This is a genomic window from Acidiphilium sp., assembly GCF_049977125.1.
Lineage (GTDB): Bacteria > Pseudomonadota > Alphaproteobacteria > Acetobacterales > Acetobacteraceae > Acidiphilium.
In genome coordinates, this window is record NZ_JBMFGY010000069.1 from 1 (window position 1) to 17,131 (window position 17,131).

Below are 17,131 nucleotides of genomic sequence, written 5' to 3' on the forward strand. Positions count from 1 at the left end.
GCAGCGTCACAGTAACGTCGGCACGCCCTGCGCGATCAGGCCGAACGCGCGGCACAAGCGGTCCTGCAACGCGCCGAACCCCTCGGCGCGGGTGATCGTGCGTTCATCCATGTAGAGCGGCTTGGCGATCTCGATCTGCACCACGTGCAAGCGCTCGCGCGGCCTTCCATAGTTCCGCGTTACATATCCGCCCGCGTAGGGGTCGTTTCGCCGCACCACCAGCCCCTCACCCCGGAAGCTCTGCTCGATCAACGTCACGATCGCCCGGCCGCAGGCGCTGCCATGGGCATCGCCGAGCACGATATCTGGCCCATGCGCCCCGGCGGCATGGCCGAAGGGCGTCGGCATCGAATGAACATCGAGCAGCAGGCAGGCGCCGAAACACTGTCTGGTTTCGCTCATCAGCCCGGTGAGCGCGGCGTGGTAGGGTTGCCAGCACGCGGCGATGCGCGCCTGCGCCTCGGCAAACCGCAGCTTGTGGCGATAGATCGCCTCGCCGGAGGCGACCACCCGCGCAATCGTGCCCAACCCCGCCGCCACGCGCGGGCTTGTGGTGTTGACGTGGTCGGGCAGGGTATCCTCGAACATCGCCGGGTCAAGCTCCCACGCCTCGCGATTGACATCGCAATAGGCGCGCGGAAACCGCGCCGCGATCAGCGGCACCCCCAGATCCGGCGCGCAGCCGCATAATTCATCGACGAAACTGTCCTCGCTCTTGCGCAGCGCCCGCGCGTCGAGCCGCGATTCGGCCAGAAATCCCGCCGGATAGGCGCAGCCCGAATGCGGCGAGGCGATCACCATCGGCGCGGTCTGGCGCAACGGGCGCCAGATCGTCAGCGGCGCAGCAACGCCCGAAACCCCCGCCCCATCGGTCGGCCCCTCACGCGGCAGGTCGGTGTTCACATCCATGGCCATCGCTGGCTGCCATAAAGCCGATGCAATCGCGCGCGGTCAATGATATGCCTGCGCCCGGCCCCATCCGAACGCCGCTGAAGGACGATTCCATGCCCGATATTCTCGTCGTCACCGTCAATGACGTCGCCAACGCCCGGATCGATCGCGTGATCGGCCCGGTCTATGGCACCTCCATCCGCAGCCGGACCATCGTCGGCAATGTGCTCGGCGGCATCCGCGCGATCTTTGGCGGCTCTCAGGGCGGCTACATCGCCATGGTCAACCAGACCCGCGACGAAGCCCTCGCCGCCCTGAAGGCCCATGCCGCCTCGCTCGGCGCCAATGCCGTCATCGGCATGCGCTTTGACTCCGGCGAGTTCGACGCCGGCCAGGGCCAGGCCATGAACGAAGTCACCGCCTATGGCACGGCGGTGCTCCTGCACCCGATCAGCTGACGCCGATCAGGTGCGGCGGCGGCGGCGGATCAAGCCCATCAGCCCCAGGACCCCGGTTCCCAGCAGCGCCAGCGACCCCGGTTCGGGCACCGGCGTGTAGGACACGCCGCGATTGACCACCCCGAGCACCGGCGCGACCAGCGTGGTGAAGGATTCATTCGCCGGCAGGGTCATCGCCGCCAGATTGTCGGTGATCGCGAACACCGCATTCGGATCGGCTCCAGGATCGCCGTCGAGCGGGCTGGTGCCGAAGGTGGCGCCGACGCCGAACAGGCTGACGGTGCCATTGGCATTCACCTGGCCGGTGATGTCGCGCAGGCCGGTGGTTGCGATGTCATAGCCGAGGCCGTTGACCGTGTAGGATTGATCGAGGTTGAGCCCGGCCTGGAGCGTGTAGTCGAGCGACCATTTGCCATCGATCAGACTCCATTTCTCCAGCCCCGCGTTCGGATCGGTGTTCAGATCCTGCGGCCCCTCATCGCCGACATAGAGCGTATCGGCATTGGCGAAGAACATGCCGAACGAATAGAGGCTACTGTCGGTGGCGTTCTTGGCGGAGACCACCGGAAACCCTGGCAGCAGCGTCATCGTCGGCGTGCCCGCCGCCAGCGCCGCGTTCACCGTGGCCGCGGTCGGCAGCGTTCCCGCCGCGCCGACCTGATACACCCCGTTGATCCCGTTGCCGCCGCTGCCCTTGGAGACATACAGCGTGTTGTTGGCGATCGTCACGCCCCGGAAATTATTGTCCTTGCTGGTCTTGTCGGCCGGCAGCCCGTTCTGCGTGATATTATAGACACCCGCCTGCTGGGTTCCCGGCGTCGTCGGTGTCGCGCTGACCCCCGGCGTGATGATCTGCGCCCCTGAGCTGTCGACCACGGATGTCGGCGGCTTCTTGGTCTGGCCGGCGTTGCCGGCGGCATAGATCAGCCCGTTCGAGCCCACGATCGCCGCGCGCCCGTTGTCGCCGCTGAACGCATTGGTCGTGGTGGTCGAAATACTGCCGTCCGCCGCCACCGAGGTCACCACCCGATAGGTCGGCCCCGCCGTATCCGGATTGTTCGGATCGATCGCGCCCGGCGTGTTGTCATTGGAAATATCGAGCTGGTTGACCCCGGCCTGATAGCCGATGAAACTCAGAACCTGGCCGTTCTGCGACAGATTCAACGACAATTCCGATTTCGAGCTGAAACTCGTCACCACATCGCTCGTCGGCACCGCCAGAACCCCCGCCACCGCGCCACTGCCTGGATTGATCTCGGTCAGATTGATCGGCGAGGTGATGCCGAACGTGCCATCCGTGTTCGCGTTCAGAAATACGCCCGGAAAACTGCCGTCATTGGTCGCGGTTCCCCCGCCCGGCAGCGCCTCGCCCACCGTTACCGTGCCGGCATTGCCCGCATAGGTCGAACTGGACACCACGATATCGCCGGGCGTGAAATTGAACGCGCCCGCCGATGCCGAATTCACCGATAACAGACAGGCCGCCACCCCGACCCCACAGAGCAACAGCGCGGCATACGAGCGCCGCACCCGCCCACCGACGCCGCCGGCAGACCTCTCACCCACATCAAAACTCATCAGATCCGTTCCTTACATGATTTTATGACCATGCCGCACGCTCTGGCATCGTGCAGCTGGCGGAACGAGTGCAATAATCATGCCTCGATCTATGATATTGATATGATGAGTTATTTAAGTATTACAGAAAAATGACTGTAAAGTTTCCTGACAAATACTGTAAAAAACCACGCATGTCGCTCAGTAATTGACACGGAACTGTCATACTTCGAGCCAATGATCGCCCGGTCATCGTCCTCTGGTTCGCGATCCGTTCAAAAAACGACGCAGGATTACGCCCATCGCCGTAAATACTCTTCCAACACCGCTCTGAACCGGCCGATCCCTTTATAGGCCGCGAGCGAATCCGGCAGCCCGGTGATCGCCGCGAGCAATCCCGCCGCCCCGCCGCGCGAGACCACGGTCTCAAGCGCATATTGATACGTCCTGATCGTGAACATCACCGCCCCGCTCGCTGGCAACCGGCTCAACGTCTGCCGCTCCACCCGCAGCACCAACTGTGCTGCCGCATCCGCCGCCGTCAGCGCCGCCGCGGCGTGACCCTCGGGCTGAAACAACGCCCAATCATCATGCACCGACCAGTTCATCCGCTCCACCAGCCGTCCTGGCTTGAGCAGGCCGATGAACCGATCCACCGGCCGCTCGAGCCGTTCGGCATAGAGCGGCACCTCGCCATGAATCGCCGCCAGCTCCCGTCCGATCTTCTCGGCCAACCGCCAGCGCGAGGGAAAGCACAGCACCGAAGCCACCAGCCGGGCCGGCATCTCCGGAGCCAGCAGGCAGATATCCTCGACCACCAGGCGACCCGCCATTTCGAGCGGATCGCACGGCGGCGCCGCCAGAACCCACGCCTCGCCGGTCAGCCGGTTTTCCAAAACCCCACCATCGCGGCGAAACCAACCGCCCCGATCCGCCAGCAGATGCGCCACGATCACCTCCAGCGCCTCGGCCCGCATCGCCGCCGAACCCGGCAGGGCGGCAAACACCTCGGCAGGCCGGGACGCCAGCAGTTCGCGCCGCAGCGCCATCTGCGCCGGATAATCCGCATCGAACAAGGTGAGGGCGGCAGGCGGGCACGCCATCAGCCCCATCGCGGCGCGATGCGGGCCGGGTTCGAACGGCAGATACACGGGCACCGGTGGCAACGGCGGCACCGGATCAGCGACCGGATCGGTCAACGCAGCCTCCTGTGGCCGGGCGTTCACGTCATTCCATCACGGCCATTTCGAGTTTCCCGACCGCCGCCCCGGCGCGCTGGGGCGGTTTGCGCATCAGCAGCAACGTGAACAGCGCGGGCACGCTGATGATCAGCATGAATTTGAATGCATCGATATACGAGATGATGCTGGATTGCTGCTCGACCAGCGTATTGAGCAGGGCGGCGCCGCCGGAGGTCGCGGGATTGAGGTAATGGCTGACCGCGCCGCCCACCTGAAGGGCGCGGTTGAACGGGGTGACGGCGTTGGCGACCGAGGCATGGGCAACCTGCGACATCTGGACCTGAACCGCTTCGGTCACCGAAATGCCGACGGCCATCCCGATGTTGCGCATCAGGCTGAGCAACGAGGTGCCCTGGGTGCGCAACGCGGGATCGAGCGTATAGAACGCGACCACCTGCAATGGCGTGAACACGAAGCCAAGCCCGGCGCCTTGCACCACGACGCTCTCGATCAGGTAGGATTGCGGCGAGGAGGGCAGCCATTGCATCATCATCCAGAACGACACGATCAGCAGAATGAAGCCGAGAAACATCAGATAGCGCGGATCGATCTTGCTGGAGAGCCGGCCGGCCATGATCATCGCGGCCATGGTGCCGAGGCCGCGCGGCGCCATCACGAGACCGGCGAGTTCGACCGGATAATTGCCGAGTTTCTCGAGGAACGGCGGCATCAGCGTCGATGATGACAGCAGCACCGAGCCGACCGCGAACATCGCGATCAGCGCGGCGTTCAGATTGCGGTCCTTGAACACGCCGCGCGGAATGAAGGGTTGTTTGGCGGTGAACATATGCACGATGAACAGATAAAGGCCGATGATCGCGAGAATGCCGTAGGTGACGATCTCGGTCGAGCTGAACCAGTCCTTTTCCTCGCCGCGATCGAGCATGATCTGAAGCGCGCCGAGAAACAGCGACAGGACGGCGAAGCCGATCCAGTCGAAATGCCCCGAACCCGGGCGCTTGGCGCGCTTGGGCATGAAAAATCCGAGGCAGAGTGTCGCGGCGATGCCAAATGGCAGATTGACGAAGAAAACATAGCGCCAGTCGTAAAAATAGGTCAGATAGCCGCCGAGCGTCGGGCCGAGGATCGGGCCGACCATGACGCCGACCCCCCAGATCGCCATCGCCTGGCCGCGCTTCTCGACCGGGTAGATGTCGAGCATGGTGGATTGGCTGAGCGGCACCAGCGCCGCGCCGAACACGCCTTGCAGCAGGCGGTCGGCCACCATCTCGCCGAGCGATGTCGCGACGCCGCACATCATCGAGGTGATGGTGAACCCGATGATCGAGACCATGAAGACGTTCTTGCGGCCGAACCGCCCGGCGAGCCAGCCGACCGGCGCGGTCATGATCGCGGCGGCAACGACATAGGAGGTCAGGACCCAGGTGATCTCGTCGTAGGAGGCCGAGAGCGAGCCTTGCATATAGGGCAGCGACACATTGGCGATCGTGGCATCCAGCGCCTGCATCAGCGTGCCGATCATGCAGCCGACCGTGACGATGACCCGCGGCACGCCGCTGATCTGCATCACCTCGCCCCTGGGTTCGGGTTGATCAACCACGGGACCGGCCGATCAGAACAGGTTGGACAATTTATGTTGATGCCCGGTGATGATATCGACCTCGGCGGTCATGCCGTTGCGCAGCACGAGTCCCGTCGGGCCGCTGGTGATGGCCACCCGCAGCGGAATGCGCTGCACCACCTTGACCCAATTGCCCGACGAATTCTGCGCCGGCAGGATCGAGAAGCTCGACCCGCTGGCCGGCGAGATGCTGGCGACCACGCCATGCCAGAGCTTGCCAGGATAGGTATCGACATGGATATTCACCTTGTCGCCCGGCTTGACCCAGGTGAGGGCGGTTTCCTTGGGCTGGGCGCGAATCCAGACATCGGTGGTCGAGACCAGACCGAACGCGGCGGTCCCGGCCGGCAGATACATGCCGCGCTGCAGATGTTCGGTTTCGGTGACCACCCCGGCGAAGGGCGCGCGAACGATGGAATGGCGGTAGTTCAGCTCAGCGGTGGCAAGGGCGGCGGCGGCGGCCTTGTACTGCGGCGTGTCGGCGGTGTGGATTTTCGCATCGCCCGAGAGTTTCGCGAGATCGACCCCGGCCTCGGCCTGCATCGCCTCCAGATCGGCCTGAGCGCCTTCATATTTGAACTTCGCATCATCGTAATCCGATTGGGTCACGCCACCGCCATGCACCAGCGAGGCGTAGCGCTGGTAGTTCAGCCGATCGTTCTCGACCACCGATTGCTGCACCCTGATTTTGGCGAGCTGCGCCTCATAGGCGTGCCTTGCGGCATGAATTTGCTGGACCACCTCCGCGAGCTGGGCGCGCGCCGCATCCTCGGCGACGACGAAACGGGTCGGGTCAAGCCGAAACAGCACCTGACCCGGCTGCACCGCCTCATGGTCATGCACGGCGACCTGCTCGACCAGACCGGAGACGTCGGTCGAGAGATTGACGCGCGCGGCCTTGACATAGGTGTCGGTCACCGAGACCGAACCGCCGGTGAACAGCCAGTAGAGCAGAACCGCGAGCAGAATCAGCAGCACACCGCCGATCATCAGAATGGGCCGCAGCAGCCGGCCGGCGTTGCGGCTGGTATCCTCGGCGCGGGTCTTCGCCTCGCGGCCGCCGGTCTCGCGACTGTCGGCGTCGCGCGTGACGACGCCGGCGGTTGTTCCTATCTGAGACATCAGGCGATCTCCTGTTCGGCCTTATCGGCATTGATCATGTGGGCATCGGCCGCGCGATCGGCGGCGAGCAGAATCGATTTCATCCGAAGCAGCCCGTCGATCGTGTCGTCGAGCATCGGTTGCGTCAGCCCGGCGGTGACCGTGGCGGCAACCGCGCCGCGCTGGGCCTCGATATCGCGCAGCAGCGGATCGGCGCGCGCCGTGAGGTGAAGACGCCAGATCCGCCGGTCCCGCGGATCGGCGCGGCGTTCAACCAGGCCGCGCGCTTCCAGCCGGTCGGTCAGGCGAGCGACCGTCATCGGCTCGACCTCGATGATCTCCGCGAGATCCTTCTGCGACAAGCCGGGGTTGCGGGCGAGGCGGATCATCATGACCCATTGCGCCCGGTTCATGTCGTGCATGCGGGCGCGCCGGTCGATTTCCCGGCGCAGCAGCCGTGCAACATCGTGCAGCAGATACAGAATATCGGGCTCGGAATCGGCGCCGCAGGGCGCGCAGGAGACGGGATGGCTCATGACAGACGTTATGATAGATACTGTTACGAGTAAGTGCTACTGCCCCAGTTCTGCGTTTTTTGCAGGGGCCCTCGCCGCAAGCCGCCTCTTGCGCGAACGGCGAGGGATCAGCCGTGCAGCGCCTGATGCAGAACCGGGATGGCGCCCGACAGCATGATCTGCACACCGATGCCGAGCAGGATGAAGGCGGCAAGGCGGGCGAGCACGCGCCGGCCGGTTTCGCCGAGCAGGGCGCCGAGATGATCCGCCGTGGCGTAGGACAGCCAGATGATCAGCGCCATCACGATCGCCGCGACCGATAATCCGGCAAAGAACAGCGCGAGCGCCGCGCCATAGCCCGGCCGCTGGGTGCCGAGCGCCACCGCCACCGCAATGGTGCCGGGGCCGGTGGTGAAGGGCAGTGTGAGCGGGAAGAAGGCGATGCTCGAAATATCGTCCGGCAGGTTTTCCAGCGTGGCATCGACCGAGGCTTCAGCCGCCTGGGCCTGTTTGCGCCCCTCGTGCAGTTCAGGCGCGGTCAGCATCTGATAGGCGCGAACCGCAACGACCAGACCGCCGGCCAAGCGCAGCGCGTTGAGCGAGATGCCAAAAAAACTCAGAATATAGCTGCCGGCCCAGAGCGAGATCAGCATCACGATCGCGCTGTTGACCCCGACGCGGCGCGCCAGGATCAGCCGGTCGCGGTGGCTGCGCCCGGCGGTGACCTCATTGAAAATAATCGCCCCGGCCAGCGGGTTGACGATCGAGAGAAGAGCGGGAAAGGCGAGCAGAAAGGCATCGGTCCCCGATTCGACAAGACTCACGCGGGCAGGCTCAAGCTTCGTACCTCACGCGGGGGGTTCGCCGGCGGCGATGGCGGCGAAAATGGCCGCGCCGATCGGCAGGATCGCATCGTTGAAATCATAGCGCGGGTGGTGCAACGGCACGGCCCCGGTGGCAGCACCCGCCTGGCCGATGCGAAAGAAACAACCGGGGCGCCGCTGGGCATAGTAGGCAAAATCCTCGCCGCCGAGCGTCGGCGGCAGGGTGGTGCGAATGTCGGCGGCGTCGAGCACCGTCGCGGCGCGCTCGGCAACGAAGCGCGCCATGCCGGCGTCATTGACCACCGGCGGGTAGCCGCGCTCGTAGGTGATGGCGGCGGTGACGCCGGCGGCCTGGGCCAGATGCTCGATCATGGCGGGAATCTCGCGGGCCAGGCGGTTCTGGACCGCGCCGTTCAGATTGCGGATGGTGCCGCTGAGCGTCGCCGTTTCCGGAATGACGTTGGTGGCGCTGCCAGCATGGAAGGTACAGATCGAAACCACGGCGGAGTCGAGCGGATCGACCCGGCGCGAGACGATCGATTGCAGACCGAGCACGATCTGCGCGCCGGCGACGATCGGGTCGATCGTGGCGTGGGGACGGGCGGCGTGACCGCCGCGACCGGTCAACTCGATCATGATGTCATCGGTCGCGCCATTGACCGTGCCGGGCGAGGCCGACAGGGTGCCGACCGGCAGGGTCGGATCATTATGCGCGCCGAACACCGCATCGAACGGAAAACGCTCCAGCAGGCCATCCTCCAACATGCGCAGCGCACCGGCCCCGCCTTCCTCGGCGGGCTGGAAAATGAAATGAACCGTGCCGGCAAACCGCCGCGTTTCGGCAAGGTAGCGCGCCGCGGCGAGCAGCATCGTGGTGTGGCCATCATGACCGCAGCCATGCATCCGCCCGGGATTCTGCGAACGATAGGGCAGATCGTTCACCTCATCCATCGGCAGGGCGTCCATATCGGCGCGGAGCGCGATGGCGCGGTTGCCGCCCCCATGGCCGAGCGCGCCATTGCGCAGCGTGCCGACCACGCCGGTGCCGCCGATGCCGGTCGTGACCTCCAGCCCGAAGGCGGTCAGACGCTCGGCAACCAGCGCCGCGGTCCGATGCTCCTGATAGGCGATTTCGGGATGAGCATGGAAATCGCGCCGCCAGGCGGTGAATTCCGGAGTCCACTCGTGCAGTTTGGGGTCAATGTTCATGATGTCACCATAATGCCGCAAAAGCGACGCCGCCACTCATTTTCTGGTGGTGATGCGTTGGCGCGGCGCACCCATGCTCGCATGGCAACGACCGGTCACCCCCTCGCCGCGATCACTCACCGCATGAAAGGCATAAACGCCGGGTTTGATGATAAATTTCATATTTCCGTGACATAGGTCTTACGCTGACGCGCATGGTTATTGCGCTGCGGCACAGGCTCCATCTCAGCGGTCGAGCAGGGACTTCCTGCGTTTATCGTCAAGAAGGAATAGTCACGATGAAAAACCTCACACGCCTGCTGACCGCCCTTGCCGTTGCCGGTACGTTCGCGCCGCTCGCAGCCAACGCGGCCGATGTCGGCACGTCGATCTACCAGCCTGATCCGATCATCGTTCAGGCGCCGACCCATCACAAGGTCGCGGATGTCCACGGGCGCGCCGCGTACAAGCTTCAGATCAAGGCGATTCGTCAGAACGGCCAGGCCTAACCAAATAGCGGGCATGGCGGCGACACCGCCATGCGCCCCCCCAATCGCAAGGAATTCAAATCATGAAACGATCAATCCTGGGCGTCGCCATGGCGGCGAGCGTCGCCGTCGCGCTGCCGATGGTGGCCAACGCCGCCACCGCGCAGGCGACCTTGGTGCAGAAAATCAACAACGCCTACGGCACCCGTTTCAAAGTGCCGCAACCGTCGAAATCGGTGTTCGCGGCGCAGCATCAGGCGGCGCAGCATCAGGCGGCGCCGCATCACGCGTGAGGCGATACGCTCAGTATTTCGACTGCCAGTAACCGGCGGCCTTGGCGACGTTGCGACAGCTGTAGGTGCCGGTTCGCGTATGGCCGAACCATTTTGACGTCGATGTGTGAAACACCACGCCGGTCGGGTTGAGCCAGACCACCGGGCTCGAACCACAGGCGGATTTGGCCGCGGCGAGGGTCTTGAACGTCTTGCCGCGCAATTTCGACGGGTGGACGTCATAACGGTGGGTCGGTTTCGACTGGGTGGTCGTTGCCTGCGCGGTGGCGCAGACCAGCCCGAGGGCGATCAGCCCGGCGGTGAAACGGCGCATCGGTGGGTCTCCTGCATCGCCGATCCGGCATGATCGGCGATGCGAGAGTGCTACGAGGCAGCAATACACGTCAAGGTTGTTTACGATGATTTCGTCGGGTTGGTTTTCGGCCGCGGGTTGAAATCCTGCGGGATCCGGTTCGGAATATGCAACTGCACATTGGTCGGCACGATGCCGATCATCTTGCAATCCGCACCGGTCTGCGCCGGCAGTTCAGTGGTCCAATCATTGGGCACCATCGCGTAGGACGCCGGCAGCGGGGCCGCCTTGCCTTCCAGCCGCAGCGGGTCGAAGGCGGCGAACAAATTGGTCACGTCCGGCGTTTCGGCATCGAACGGGCCCATGTATTTCTGATGGAACTCCGCCTCGCCACGTTTGCGGCCCGCCTGTTCGTCCGGCAGTGTGGCGAGCGGCGGCAGGTTGAATACCGCATCGACGAATTTGATCACCGAGGCCTGGTTGCCGACCGCGTGGGAGACTTCATGCGCGCGGGCGAAGGGCGAGATCACGATGAACGGGATGCGCGGCCCGTCGCTCAGCAGCGTGCCGTTCGGCGCCGTGGCGAGTTCCGGCGGCGGCACATGGTCGTAATCGCCTTCGGAATCATCCCAGGTGATGATGATCGCCGCATGCGCCCAGTATTTGCTCGAGGCGATGGCGTTCACCGCGCGCGCCAGCATCGCTTCGCTGATCTGGCTGTCCGAATAGCCGGGATGATCGTCATCGCCCAGAAATTTCTTCTGCACCACCGCGTTGGGGTCGGTCGGGTGCATGCCGAACCCGTTGAGATAGCCGCCCTTCACATAGAACACCCCGCCTTCGGCCGGTAGCGTGCCATCCTTCACCGAGGTGAAGAAATCGCGCAACCCGCCCATATCCGCCGTCATTTTCGGGTTGTTCGCGATATAGCCGAAATATTGCGGGCCGTTGTGATGGGTGATGTAGGAGGCGTGAACACCCTCGGCATCCTTCGGTCCGAGATCGTCCGGCACCGGCTTGGTCGAGAACCCTTCCTGGAACCACCGCCACGCGACCTTGTGCCGATCCAGCCGCTGGATGAACGAAATGTCCTTGCGCACGTCGTCGAGATCGGGTTTCGGGTCGAGATCGGCACTGGTCTTCGCCTTCACCGTATTGCCGGCGGTGGTGAGCGCGACCGTCGCATAGGTCTGGTTGATCTGCACCTTGCCGGGACCATCCTCGGCATAATCTTTCGGATTGTAAGGGACCAGCTTGTGCTGGAACGGATCCTCGCGCGACCCCCAGAGCGGATCGAGATCGGCATCGACCGGCTCGCCCGGCCGATTGACCTGTTGCCACGCCTCGTTCGGGTGCAGCGCCCATTGGGTCAACCCGGTCTGTGCGGCGAAAATCGAGAGATTTCCCGGCGTCGATGGCCCGACCATGTCCTGGAACATATGATCCATCAGCACGAACCGATCGGCGTAGCGCCACAGGATCGGGATGGTATTGCAATCCTCATGCGCCATCGCGAGTTCGCCCATCTGCTTGGCCTTGAGCGAGGGGTGCGGGCCGGATTTCCAGTATTTCTTTTCCTCCTCCAGCGCGAACCGGTTCATCTCGGCGTGGCCGTTCACAATGTGCATTTTCGCGAACATGATCGGGTGGGAATGGTCGATATCGTCGGTATCGGCGGCGAATTGCTTCGGCCCGATCGCGAAGGGCTGGATCGTCTCGACCTTGCCGGACACGCCGATGATCTTCTGGGTGAACCCCGGCGTCTGCGCCTCAGCCTGGGAATACAACCCGTCCGCCCCCGGATAGGTGCCGAAATACGAATCGAACGAGCGGTTCTCCTGATACAGCACGAAAACGTATTTGATGTGATGCCGGATCAGCGCCGCCATCTGCGCGGTCGATAATTGCGGCCCGCGGCCGGCGCGGATCACATAGGGGATCGCCGCTTTCGGAATCGGCGAGGAAATCCCCGGTGCTGCGGCGGCGGCGAGGCCCGGCATCAGCATCGTGCACGCCAGAAGCCCCGACATCAGACGGCGTTGATCGGTCATCGAAATCTCCCCTTCGCGTTGCCTACCCTTGACCGAAGCCGCATCGCAACAAAAGATCGCGATGATGAAAATTTGATGACGGCGCCGCCCTATCGGTTGCGCAGCAATCGCGCCTTGTCTCGATCCCAGTCCCGTTTAGCCACGGCGGCGCGTTTGTCGTGCTGTTTGCGGCCTTCGGCGATACCCAGCGTGACCTTGGCGACGCCGCGCGGATTGAAATGAACATCGAGCGGCACGATCGTCGACCCCTGGCGCGCGACGGCGCCGATCAGCGTATTGATTTCCTTGCGCTTCAGCAGCAGCTTGCGCGGCCCCTTGGTGTCGAAACGCGACAGCACGCCACCCTGATATTCGGGGATATACATGTTGAACAGAAACATCTCGCCATCCCGCTCCCCGGCAAAGGCCTCGGTGAGTGTGGCGCGCCCCATGCGCAGCGATTTCACCTCCGCACCGCGCAGCACGATGCCGGCTTCGAGCGTGTTCAGTATGGTGTAGTTGAACCGCGCCTTGCGGTTCTGCGCCGCGATGCCATGCGAGATCAGCATCGATTTCTTCTTGGGTTCCGCCATTAATTGATCAATCCGACCGAAACCATCGCCGCGCGCATCTGAATCCGCGCCGCCTCGCTCAGCGGCGCCAGCGGCAACCGGCAATGCGCCACCCCATAGCCGAGCAGCGAGGCGGCGTATTTCACCGGCGCGGGATTGGTCTCGACGAACATGGCGTCATGCAGCGGCAGCAACCGCGCCTGGATCGCCATCGCCGCCGCCACGTCGCCGCGACTCCAGGCGTTATGCAGTTCGGCGCAAAGGCGTGGCGCGATATTGGCGCTCACCGAGATACAGCCGTGTCCTCCCGCGGCCAGAAACGCAAGCGCGGTGTGATCCTCGCCCGAAAGCTGGCAGAACGCCGGTCCGCAGGCGGCCGTGGTCTGCAACGGGCGGGTGAGATTCGCCGTCGCGTCCTTCACACCGGCAATATTGCGATGCCGGGAAAGACGCGCCATCGTCGCCACACTCATATCCACAACCGAGCGGGACGGAATATTATAAATGATCAACGGGATGTCGATCGCATCCGCGATGGCGGTGTAATGCAGGAACAACCCCTCCTGGGTCGGCTTGTTGTAATAGGGTGTCACCACCAGAACACCATCCGCGCCGACCGACTGCGCGTGAAGCGCCAGGCCAATCGCCTCGGCGGTCGCGTTCGACCCGGCGCCGGCAATCACCGGAACCCGCTTGTTTGCCACCCGCACGGTCAACTCGACCACGCGCTTGTGTTCCTCATGGCTCAACGTCGGCGATTCGCCCGTGGTGCCGACCGGCACCAGCCCGTGGGTTCCCTCGGCGATCTGCCAATTGATGAATCGTTCGAGCGCGGCGTCATCGACGCTGCCGTCGTCGCGCATCGGGGTGATCAGGGCGACCAGTGAACCGTGTAACATTTTTATCTCCGCAATTGCGCGTAACTTATTCGCCGCGTCCCGCCGGGACAAGGGATGGGAGCGCCGACCCAGTCCTGCTATGTCAGGTGACATGAGCCGATTGATCGTTCTGCTGGCGCTGCTGCTCGCCGTCTCCCTCGCCGATGGCAGGCTCGCCCGCGCCACCGATGCCGCGCCGCTCGCGCCGGACCCGGCACTGGCACAGATCATGAACGACGTGCGGGCAAACCACTGGACCCGCGCGCAGAGCCTCGCGGCGCAACAGCCCGACCGGCTGGTCGCCAAACTGGTCACCTATTTCCGCCTGCTCGATCCGGGCGAGGCCAGCGAGGTGCAGATCGGCATCTTCATGGCGCGCAACCCCGACTGGCCCGAACAAGGCGTTCTCGCGCGCCGCTGGAGCGAAGCGCTGGCCACCGACCCCGATGACACCACGGTGCGCGAGGAATGCGCCCAACGGATGCCGGTCACAGCAGCGGCCGATGCCCGCTGTGCGGCAGCGTTCGACGTCACCAGCCCCGCCAAAGCCGCGAAATTCGCCCGCCGCGCCTGGATCGACGGCTTCAGCGACCCCGCCGACGCCACGCGGTTTCTCGCGCAATACGCCACGATGCTGACGCCAGAGACCAACTGGGCGCGGTTCCAGCGCTTCGCCCTCGCGGGCAATCTCGCCGCGGCACAGGCGACCCTGCCCTTGCTCGCCCCCACCGATCAGGCAACCGGCGCCGCCTGGCTCGCCCTCACCAAAGGGGCGTCCGATGCACCGGCCGCGCTGGCCGGTTTGACACCGGCGCAGCGCGCCACGCCGGTGCTGTTCTTCGCGTCGCTGTCCGCCGCCCCCGATCAGGCGGCGAAACTCGCCCTCTGGCAATCGAGCGGCGCCGCGGCGGAGCGTCGGGCCAGCGGTCTGGCGCGGGCGCTGTTCTGGGGCAAGCGGCAGGCATTCGCGCGCGATTTGTTGCAGGCGAACGACCCCAAACCCGCCTACGCGATCATCGCCGCCGCACGGCCGCCGAACGAGGGGCAGAAAGCGAGCCGAGATTTTCTGGCCGGCTTCATCGCCCTGCGCTTCCTGCACGACCCGACCCTGGCGCGACCCTGGTTTCTGGCGCTGCGGCTGGATTCGACCGCGGTGATCACCCGCGCGCGCGCCTTCTACTGGCTGGCGCAGACCGAGCATGGCGCCGCCGCCGTGGCCGACCTCGCGGACGCCGCCGCCTATCCCGATACGTTCTACGGTCAGCTCGCCTCGGTTCAACTGGGGCAGACCCCGGCCGCGCTGGGTGCGCGGCTGCGCGCCATCGCGACACCCGGCGTCACGATCGGCCAGGAGGCCGGTTTCGCCGAACGCGAACTGCCGCAGGCCGCCGTTCTGCTGGTCGAAATGGGCGCCCCCCGCCGTGCGCGCGCGTTTCTGTTGCGCATGGCCGATCTGGCGCCCGGATTCGACTCCCGCTATCTCGACGCACGCCTCGCCGACGGCATCGACCAGACCTCCACCGCCGTCATGATCGCGCGACTTGCCGGCACCGCCGGCGACATGCTGGTCGGATTAGGCTGGCCAATTCCCCCCGGATTGGTCACCGCCAGCACGACCGGCGTCAGTGTCGGGCCGAGCGTGATCCTGTCGCTGATCCGCCAGGAGAGCAGTTTCGATCCGCGCGCGATCAGCGGGTCCGGCGCCGAGGGGCTGATGCAGCTGATGCCCGCCACGGCGCGGATGGTCGCCATGACAACGGGTCTCGGCCTGCCCGCGTCCGGGCTGATGGCCGATCCCGCCGGCAACATCGCCCTCGGCTCGGCCTATTTCGCCACTTTGATGAGCCGCTTCGGCAATTGCCTGCCGCTCGCCATCGCCGCCTATAACGCCGGGCCGCGCAATGTGGAGACCTGGTTGACCGAAAATGGCGACCCTCGCCTGCCACCCAGCGCGGGTGGCGTGAACATGATCACCTGGATCGAGGAGATCCCCTTCGCCGAGACGCGCAATTACGTCGAACGGGTCACCGAAGGCGTGGTGATCTACCGCGCGCTCCAGGGCAGGCCGGCGCGCGACCCGCTTACCCGGTGGCTGCACAACCCATGAAACTGGCCAATCTCGCGGCATCCGGCCTCGGCGTGGGTTACGCGCCACGCGCCCCCGGCACGGCGGGATCGATATTGGGCCTGCTGCTCGGCTGCCTCCTGCTCGAGCATGGCCATCTCCCGCTCCTCGGCGGGGTGGTGGCGGCAAGCGTGATCGGCCTGCTCGCGGTGCCCCGCACCGGCAAGGCTGGACTCGACCCCGGCTGGATCGTGATCGACGAAATCGCCGGCCAGATGATCGCCCTGCTCGGCCTGCCCGCATTGACCGGCTCGGGCGTGGTCTTGGCGTTTCTTCTGTTCCGCCTGTTCGACATTCGCAAACCCTGGCCGATCTCCCTCGCGGATTCCCGGCCGGACGCGCTCGGGATCATGGCGGATGACTGGATCGCCGGCGCGTTTGCCGCGATCATCATGGAAATCCTGCGGCTGATCTGGCCGGGAAGCGGCCTGTGAACCCGAAAGCCGAACGGGTCGTGTCGCTGGCCCGGCAGAGCCGGCTGACCATCACCACCGCCGAAAGCTGCACCGGCGGCATGATCGCCGCGGCGATCACCGATATTGCGGGATCATCGGCAGCGTTCGGCTACGGCTTCGTCACCTATGCCAACCAGGCCAAGACGGATCTGCTCGAGGTGAGCACAGCCCTGCTCGAGGCCGAGGGCGCGGTCAGTGAAGCCGTCGCTTGCGCAATGGCCGAGGGCGCGCTGCGCCGCGCCGGGGCGGATGTCGCCATCGCGGTCACCGGCATCGCGGGGCCGGACGGCGGGTCCGCCGCAAAACCGGTCGGCACGGTCTGGTTCGGACTGGCGCGGCGCGGCGGCCCGACGCGCGCGGAACGCCTGATCTTCCCCGGCGACCGCGCCGCGGTCCGCGCCGCAACCCGCGATCACGCCCTCGATTTGCTCATCGCCGGACTCGTTTCAGCCTGACCTGACACGCCAAGCCATCCAAGCTTGATGCGGCCGCGCGCCAAACAAAATCCGGGGCGTTCCCATTCATCATGGCAACGCCCCGAACATCATCGCCAGAGCGTTATGCTTTCAGCGTAACGCTCTGGCTCCATGTTTTTTCGAGCGATTTCATGCGATTATGTTGCCGCTGCCGCGTCAACTTAA

Annotated in this window: 18 protein-coding genes; 6 read left to right on the forward strand and 12 right to left on the reverse strand. The window is 64.9% G+C overall.

Going from position 1 to position 17,131, the window contains the following annotated elements; translation table 11 throughout:
* Nucleotides 1-6: 6 nt before the first annotated feature.
* Entirely contained in the window at nucleotides 7-909 is a 903-nt protein-coding gene (locus tag ACP5E6_RS11360) for an N-formylglutamate amidohydrolase (RefSeq protein ID WP_427954371.1), read from the reverse strand.
* 95 nt (nucleotides 910-1,004) lie between these two features.
* On the opposite strand from ACP5E6_RS11360, the gene ACP5E6_RS11365 reads away from it, so the two are divergent.
* The gene (locus ACP5E6_RS11365; RefSeq protein ID WP_427954354.1) at nucleotides 1,005-1,349 is read left to right on the forward strand and encodes a YbjQ family protein; all 345 of its coding nucleotides are present in this window, start codon (nucleotides 1,005-1,007) and stop codon (nucleotides 1,347-1,349) included.
* Between the two features lie 6 nt (nucleotides 1,350-1,355).
* On the opposite strand, the gene ACP5E6_RS11370 is transcribed toward ACP5E6_RS11365, so the two are convergent.
* The 7 genes from ACP5E6_RS11370 to ACP5E6_RS11400 all read right to left on the reverse strand — a co-directional run bounded on the left by ACP5E6_RS11370 (nucleotide 1,356) and on the right by ACP5E6_RS11400 (nucleotide 9,378).
* Complete coding sequence (locus tag ACP5E6_RS11370; protein ID WP_427954355.1) at nucleotides 1,356-2,927, reverse strand: PEP-CTERM sorting domain-containing protein; 1,572 nt, start codon at nucleotides 2,925-2,927, stop codon at nucleotides 1,356-1,358.
* A gap of 272 nt (nucleotides 2,928-3,199) precedes the next feature.
* Complete coding sequence (locus tag ACP5E6_RS11375; RefSeq protein ID WP_427954356.1) at nucleotides 3,200-4,105, reverse strand: heme-dependent oxidative N-demethylase family protein; 906 nt, start codon at nucleotides 4,103-4,105, stop codon at nucleotides 3,200-3,202.
* A 28-nt stretch (nucleotides 4,106-4,133) separates the two neighbouring features.
* Nucleotides 4,134-5,708, reverse strand: coding sequence for a DHA2 family efflux MFS transporter permease subunit (locus ACP5E6_RS11380; protein ID WP_427954357.1), 1,575 nt, complete (start codon nucleotides 5,706-5,708; stop codon nucleotides 4,134-4,136).
* 12 nt (nucleotides 5,709-5,720) lie between these two features.
* Nucleotides 5,721-6,851, reverse strand: a complete 1,131-nt coding sequence (locus tag ACP5E6_RS11385) for an HlyD family secretion protein (RefSeq protein WP_427954358.1) — start codon at nucleotides 6,849-6,851, stop codon at nucleotides 5,721-5,723.
* A complete protein-coding gene (locus tag ACP5E6_RS11390) occupies nucleotides 6,851-7,366 on the reverse strand; it encodes a MarR family winged helix-turn-helix transcriptional regulator (RefSeq protein ID WP_427954359.1) in 516 nt (171 codons plus the stop codon). The genes ACP5E6_RS11385 and ACP5E6_RS11390 overlap by 1 nt, the downstream gene beginning before the upstream one ends.
* Nucleotides 7,367-7,473: 107 nt before the next feature.
* Complete coding sequence (locus ACP5E6_RS11395) at nucleotides 7,474-8,169, reverse strand: MarC family protein (RefSeq protein ID WP_427954360.1); 696 nt, start codon at nucleotides 8,167-8,169, stop codon at nucleotides 7,474-7,476.
* Between the two features lie 24 nt (nucleotides 8,170-8,193).
* Nucleotides 8,194-9,378 (reverse strand): M20 aminoacylase family protein, encoded by a 1,185-nt coding sequence (locus ACP5E6_RS11400; RefSeq protein ID WP_427954361.1) that lies wholly within the window; start codon nucleotides 9,376-9,378, stop codon nucleotides 8,194-8,196.
* A 278-nt stretch (nucleotides 9,379-9,656) separates the two neighbouring features.
* Here ACP5E6_RS11400 and ACP5E6_RS11405 point away from each other — a divergent pair, with 278 nt between their 5' ends.
* Both ACP5E6_RS11405 and ACP5E6_RS11410 read left to right on the forward strand, forming a co-directional pair.
* On the forward strand, nucleotides 9,657-9,866 hold the full coding sequence (locus ACP5E6_RS11405; protein ID WP_427954362.1) for a hypothetical protein: 210 nt from the start codon (nucleotides 9,657-9,659) through the stop codon (nucleotides 9,864-9,866).
* A 62-nt stretch (nucleotides 9,867-9,928) separates the two neighbouring features.
* Nucleotides 9,929-10,138, forward strand: coding sequence for a hypothetical protein (locus ACP5E6_RS11410; protein ID WP_427954363.1), 210 nt, complete (start codon nucleotides 9,929-9,931; stop codon nucleotides 10,136-10,138).
* 10 nt (nucleotides 10,139-10,148) lie between these two features.
* On the opposite strand, the gene ACP5E6_RS11415 is transcribed toward ACP5E6_RS11410, so the two are convergent.
* The 4 genes from ACP5E6_RS11415 to dapA form a co-directional block, all read right to left on the reverse strand.
* Entirely contained in the window at nucleotides 10,149-10,451 is a 303-nt protein-coding gene (locus tag ACP5E6_RS11415; protein WP_427954364.1) for a hypothetical protein, read from the reverse strand.
* A gap of 80 nt (nucleotides 10,452-10,531) precedes the next feature.
* Entirely contained in the window at nucleotides 10,532-12,481 is a 1,950-nt protein-coding gene (locus ACP5E6_RS11420; protein ID WP_427954365.1) for a phospholipase C, read from the reverse strand.
* Between the two features lie 89 nt (nucleotides 12,482-12,570).
* Nucleotides 12,571-13,053 (reverse strand): SsrA-binding protein SmpB, encoded by a 483-nt coding sequence (smpB, locus tag ACP5E6_RS11425; RefSeq protein WP_427954366.1) that lies wholly within the window; start codon nucleotides 13,051-13,053, stop codon nucleotides 12,571-12,573.
* Complete coding sequence (dapA, locus tag ACP5E6_RS11430) at nucleotides 13,053-13,931, reverse strand: 4-hydroxy-tetrahydrodipicolinate synthase (RefSeq protein WP_427954367.1); 879 nt, start codon at nucleotides 13,929-13,931, stop codon at nucleotides 13,053-13,055. The genes smpB and dapA overlap by 1 nt, the downstream gene beginning before the upstream one ends.
* Nucleotides 13,932-14,022: 91 nt before the next feature.
* Here dapA and ACP5E6_RS11435 point away from each other — a divergent pair, with 91 nt between their 5' ends.
* From ACP5E6_RS11435 to ACP5E6_RS11445, 3 genes are read left to right on the forward strand one after another with little or no spacing between them, the layout of a single operon-like run.
* A complete protein-coding gene (locus ACP5E6_RS11435) occupies nucleotides 14,023-16,017 on the forward strand; it encodes a lytic transglycosylase domain-containing protein (RefSeq protein ID WP_427954368.1) in 1,995 nt (664 codons plus the stop codon).
* On the forward strand, nucleotides 16,014-16,469 hold the full coding sequence (locus ACP5E6_RS11440) for a phosphatidylglycerophosphatase A family protein (protein ID WP_427954369.1): 456 nt from the start codon (nucleotides 16,014-16,016) through the stop codon (nucleotides 16,467-16,469). Before ACP5E6_RS11435 ends, ACP5E6_RS11440 begins: the two co-directional genes overlap by 4 nt.
* On the forward strand, nucleotides 16,466-16,945 hold the full coding sequence (locus ACP5E6_RS11445; RefSeq protein ID WP_427954370.1) for a CinA family protein: 480 nt from the start codon (nucleotides 16,466-16,468) through the stop codon (nucleotides 16,943-16,945). The genes ACP5E6_RS11440 and ACP5E6_RS11445 overlap by 4 nt, the downstream gene beginning before the upstream one ends.
* Nucleotides 16,946-17,131 lie beyond the last annotated feature (186 nt).

Excerpts from the sequence above, each read along its gene's own strand:
- ACP5E6_RS11360 (WP_427954371.1), bottom strand. The coding sequence starts at position 909 with ATGGATGTGAACACCGACCTGCCGCGTGAGGGGCCGACCGATGGGGCG.
- ACP5E6_RS11365 (WP_427954354.1), top strand. The coding sequence starts at position 1,005 with ATGCCCGATATTCTCGTCGTCACCGTCAATGACGTCGCCAACGCCCGG.
- ACP5E6_RS11370 (WP_427954355.1), bottom strand. The coding sequence starts at position 2,927 with ATGAGTTTTGATGTGGGTGAGAGGTCTGCCGGCGGCGTCGGTGGGCGG.
- ACP5E6_RS11385 (WP_427954358.1), bottom strand. The coding sequence starts at position 6,851 with ATGTCTCAGATAGGAACAACCGCCGGCGTCGTCACGCGCGACGCCGAC.
- ACP5E6_RS11390 (WP_427954359.1), bottom strand. The coding sequence starts at position 7,366 with ATGAGCCATCCCGTCTCCTGCGCGCCCTGCGGCGCCGATTCCGAGCCC.
- ACP5E6_RS11400 (WP_427954361.1), bottom strand. The coding sequence starts at position 9,378 with ATGAACATTGACCCCAAACTGCACGAGTGGACTCCGGAATTCACCGCC.
- ACP5E6_RS11405 (WP_427954362.1), top strand. The coding sequence starts at position 9,657 with ATGAAAAACCTCACACGCCTGCTGACCGCCCTTGCCGTTGCCGGTACG.
- ACP5E6_RS11410 (WP_427954363.1), top strand. The coding sequence starts at position 9,929 with ATGAAACGATCAATCCTGGGCGTCGCCATGGCGGCGAGCGTCGCCGTC.
- ACP5E6_RS11415 (WP_427954364.1), bottom strand. The coding sequence starts at position 10,451 with ATGCGCCGTTTCACCGCCGGGCTGATCGCCCTCGGGCTGGTCTGCGCC.
- ACP5E6_RS11420 (WP_427954365.1), bottom strand. The coding sequence starts at position 12,481 with ATGACCGATCAACGCCGTCTGATGTCGGGGCTTCTGGCGTGCACGATG.
- smpB (WP_427954366.1), bottom strand. The coding sequence starts at position 13,053 with ATGGCGGAACCCAAGAAGAAATCGATGCTGATCTCGCATGGCATCGCG.
- dapA (WP_427954367.1), bottom strand. The coding sequence starts at position 13,931 with ATGTTACACGGTTCACTGGTCGCCCTGATCACCCCGATGCGCGACGAC.
- ACP5E6_RS11435 (WP_427954368.1), top strand. The coding sequence starts at position 14,023 with ATGAGCCGATTGATCGTTCTGCTGGCGCTGCTGCTCGCCGTCTCCCTC.
- ACP5E6_RS11440 (WP_427954369.1), top strand. The coding sequence starts at position 16,014 with ATGAAACTGGCCAATCTCGCGGCATCCGGCCTCGGCGTGGGTTACGCG.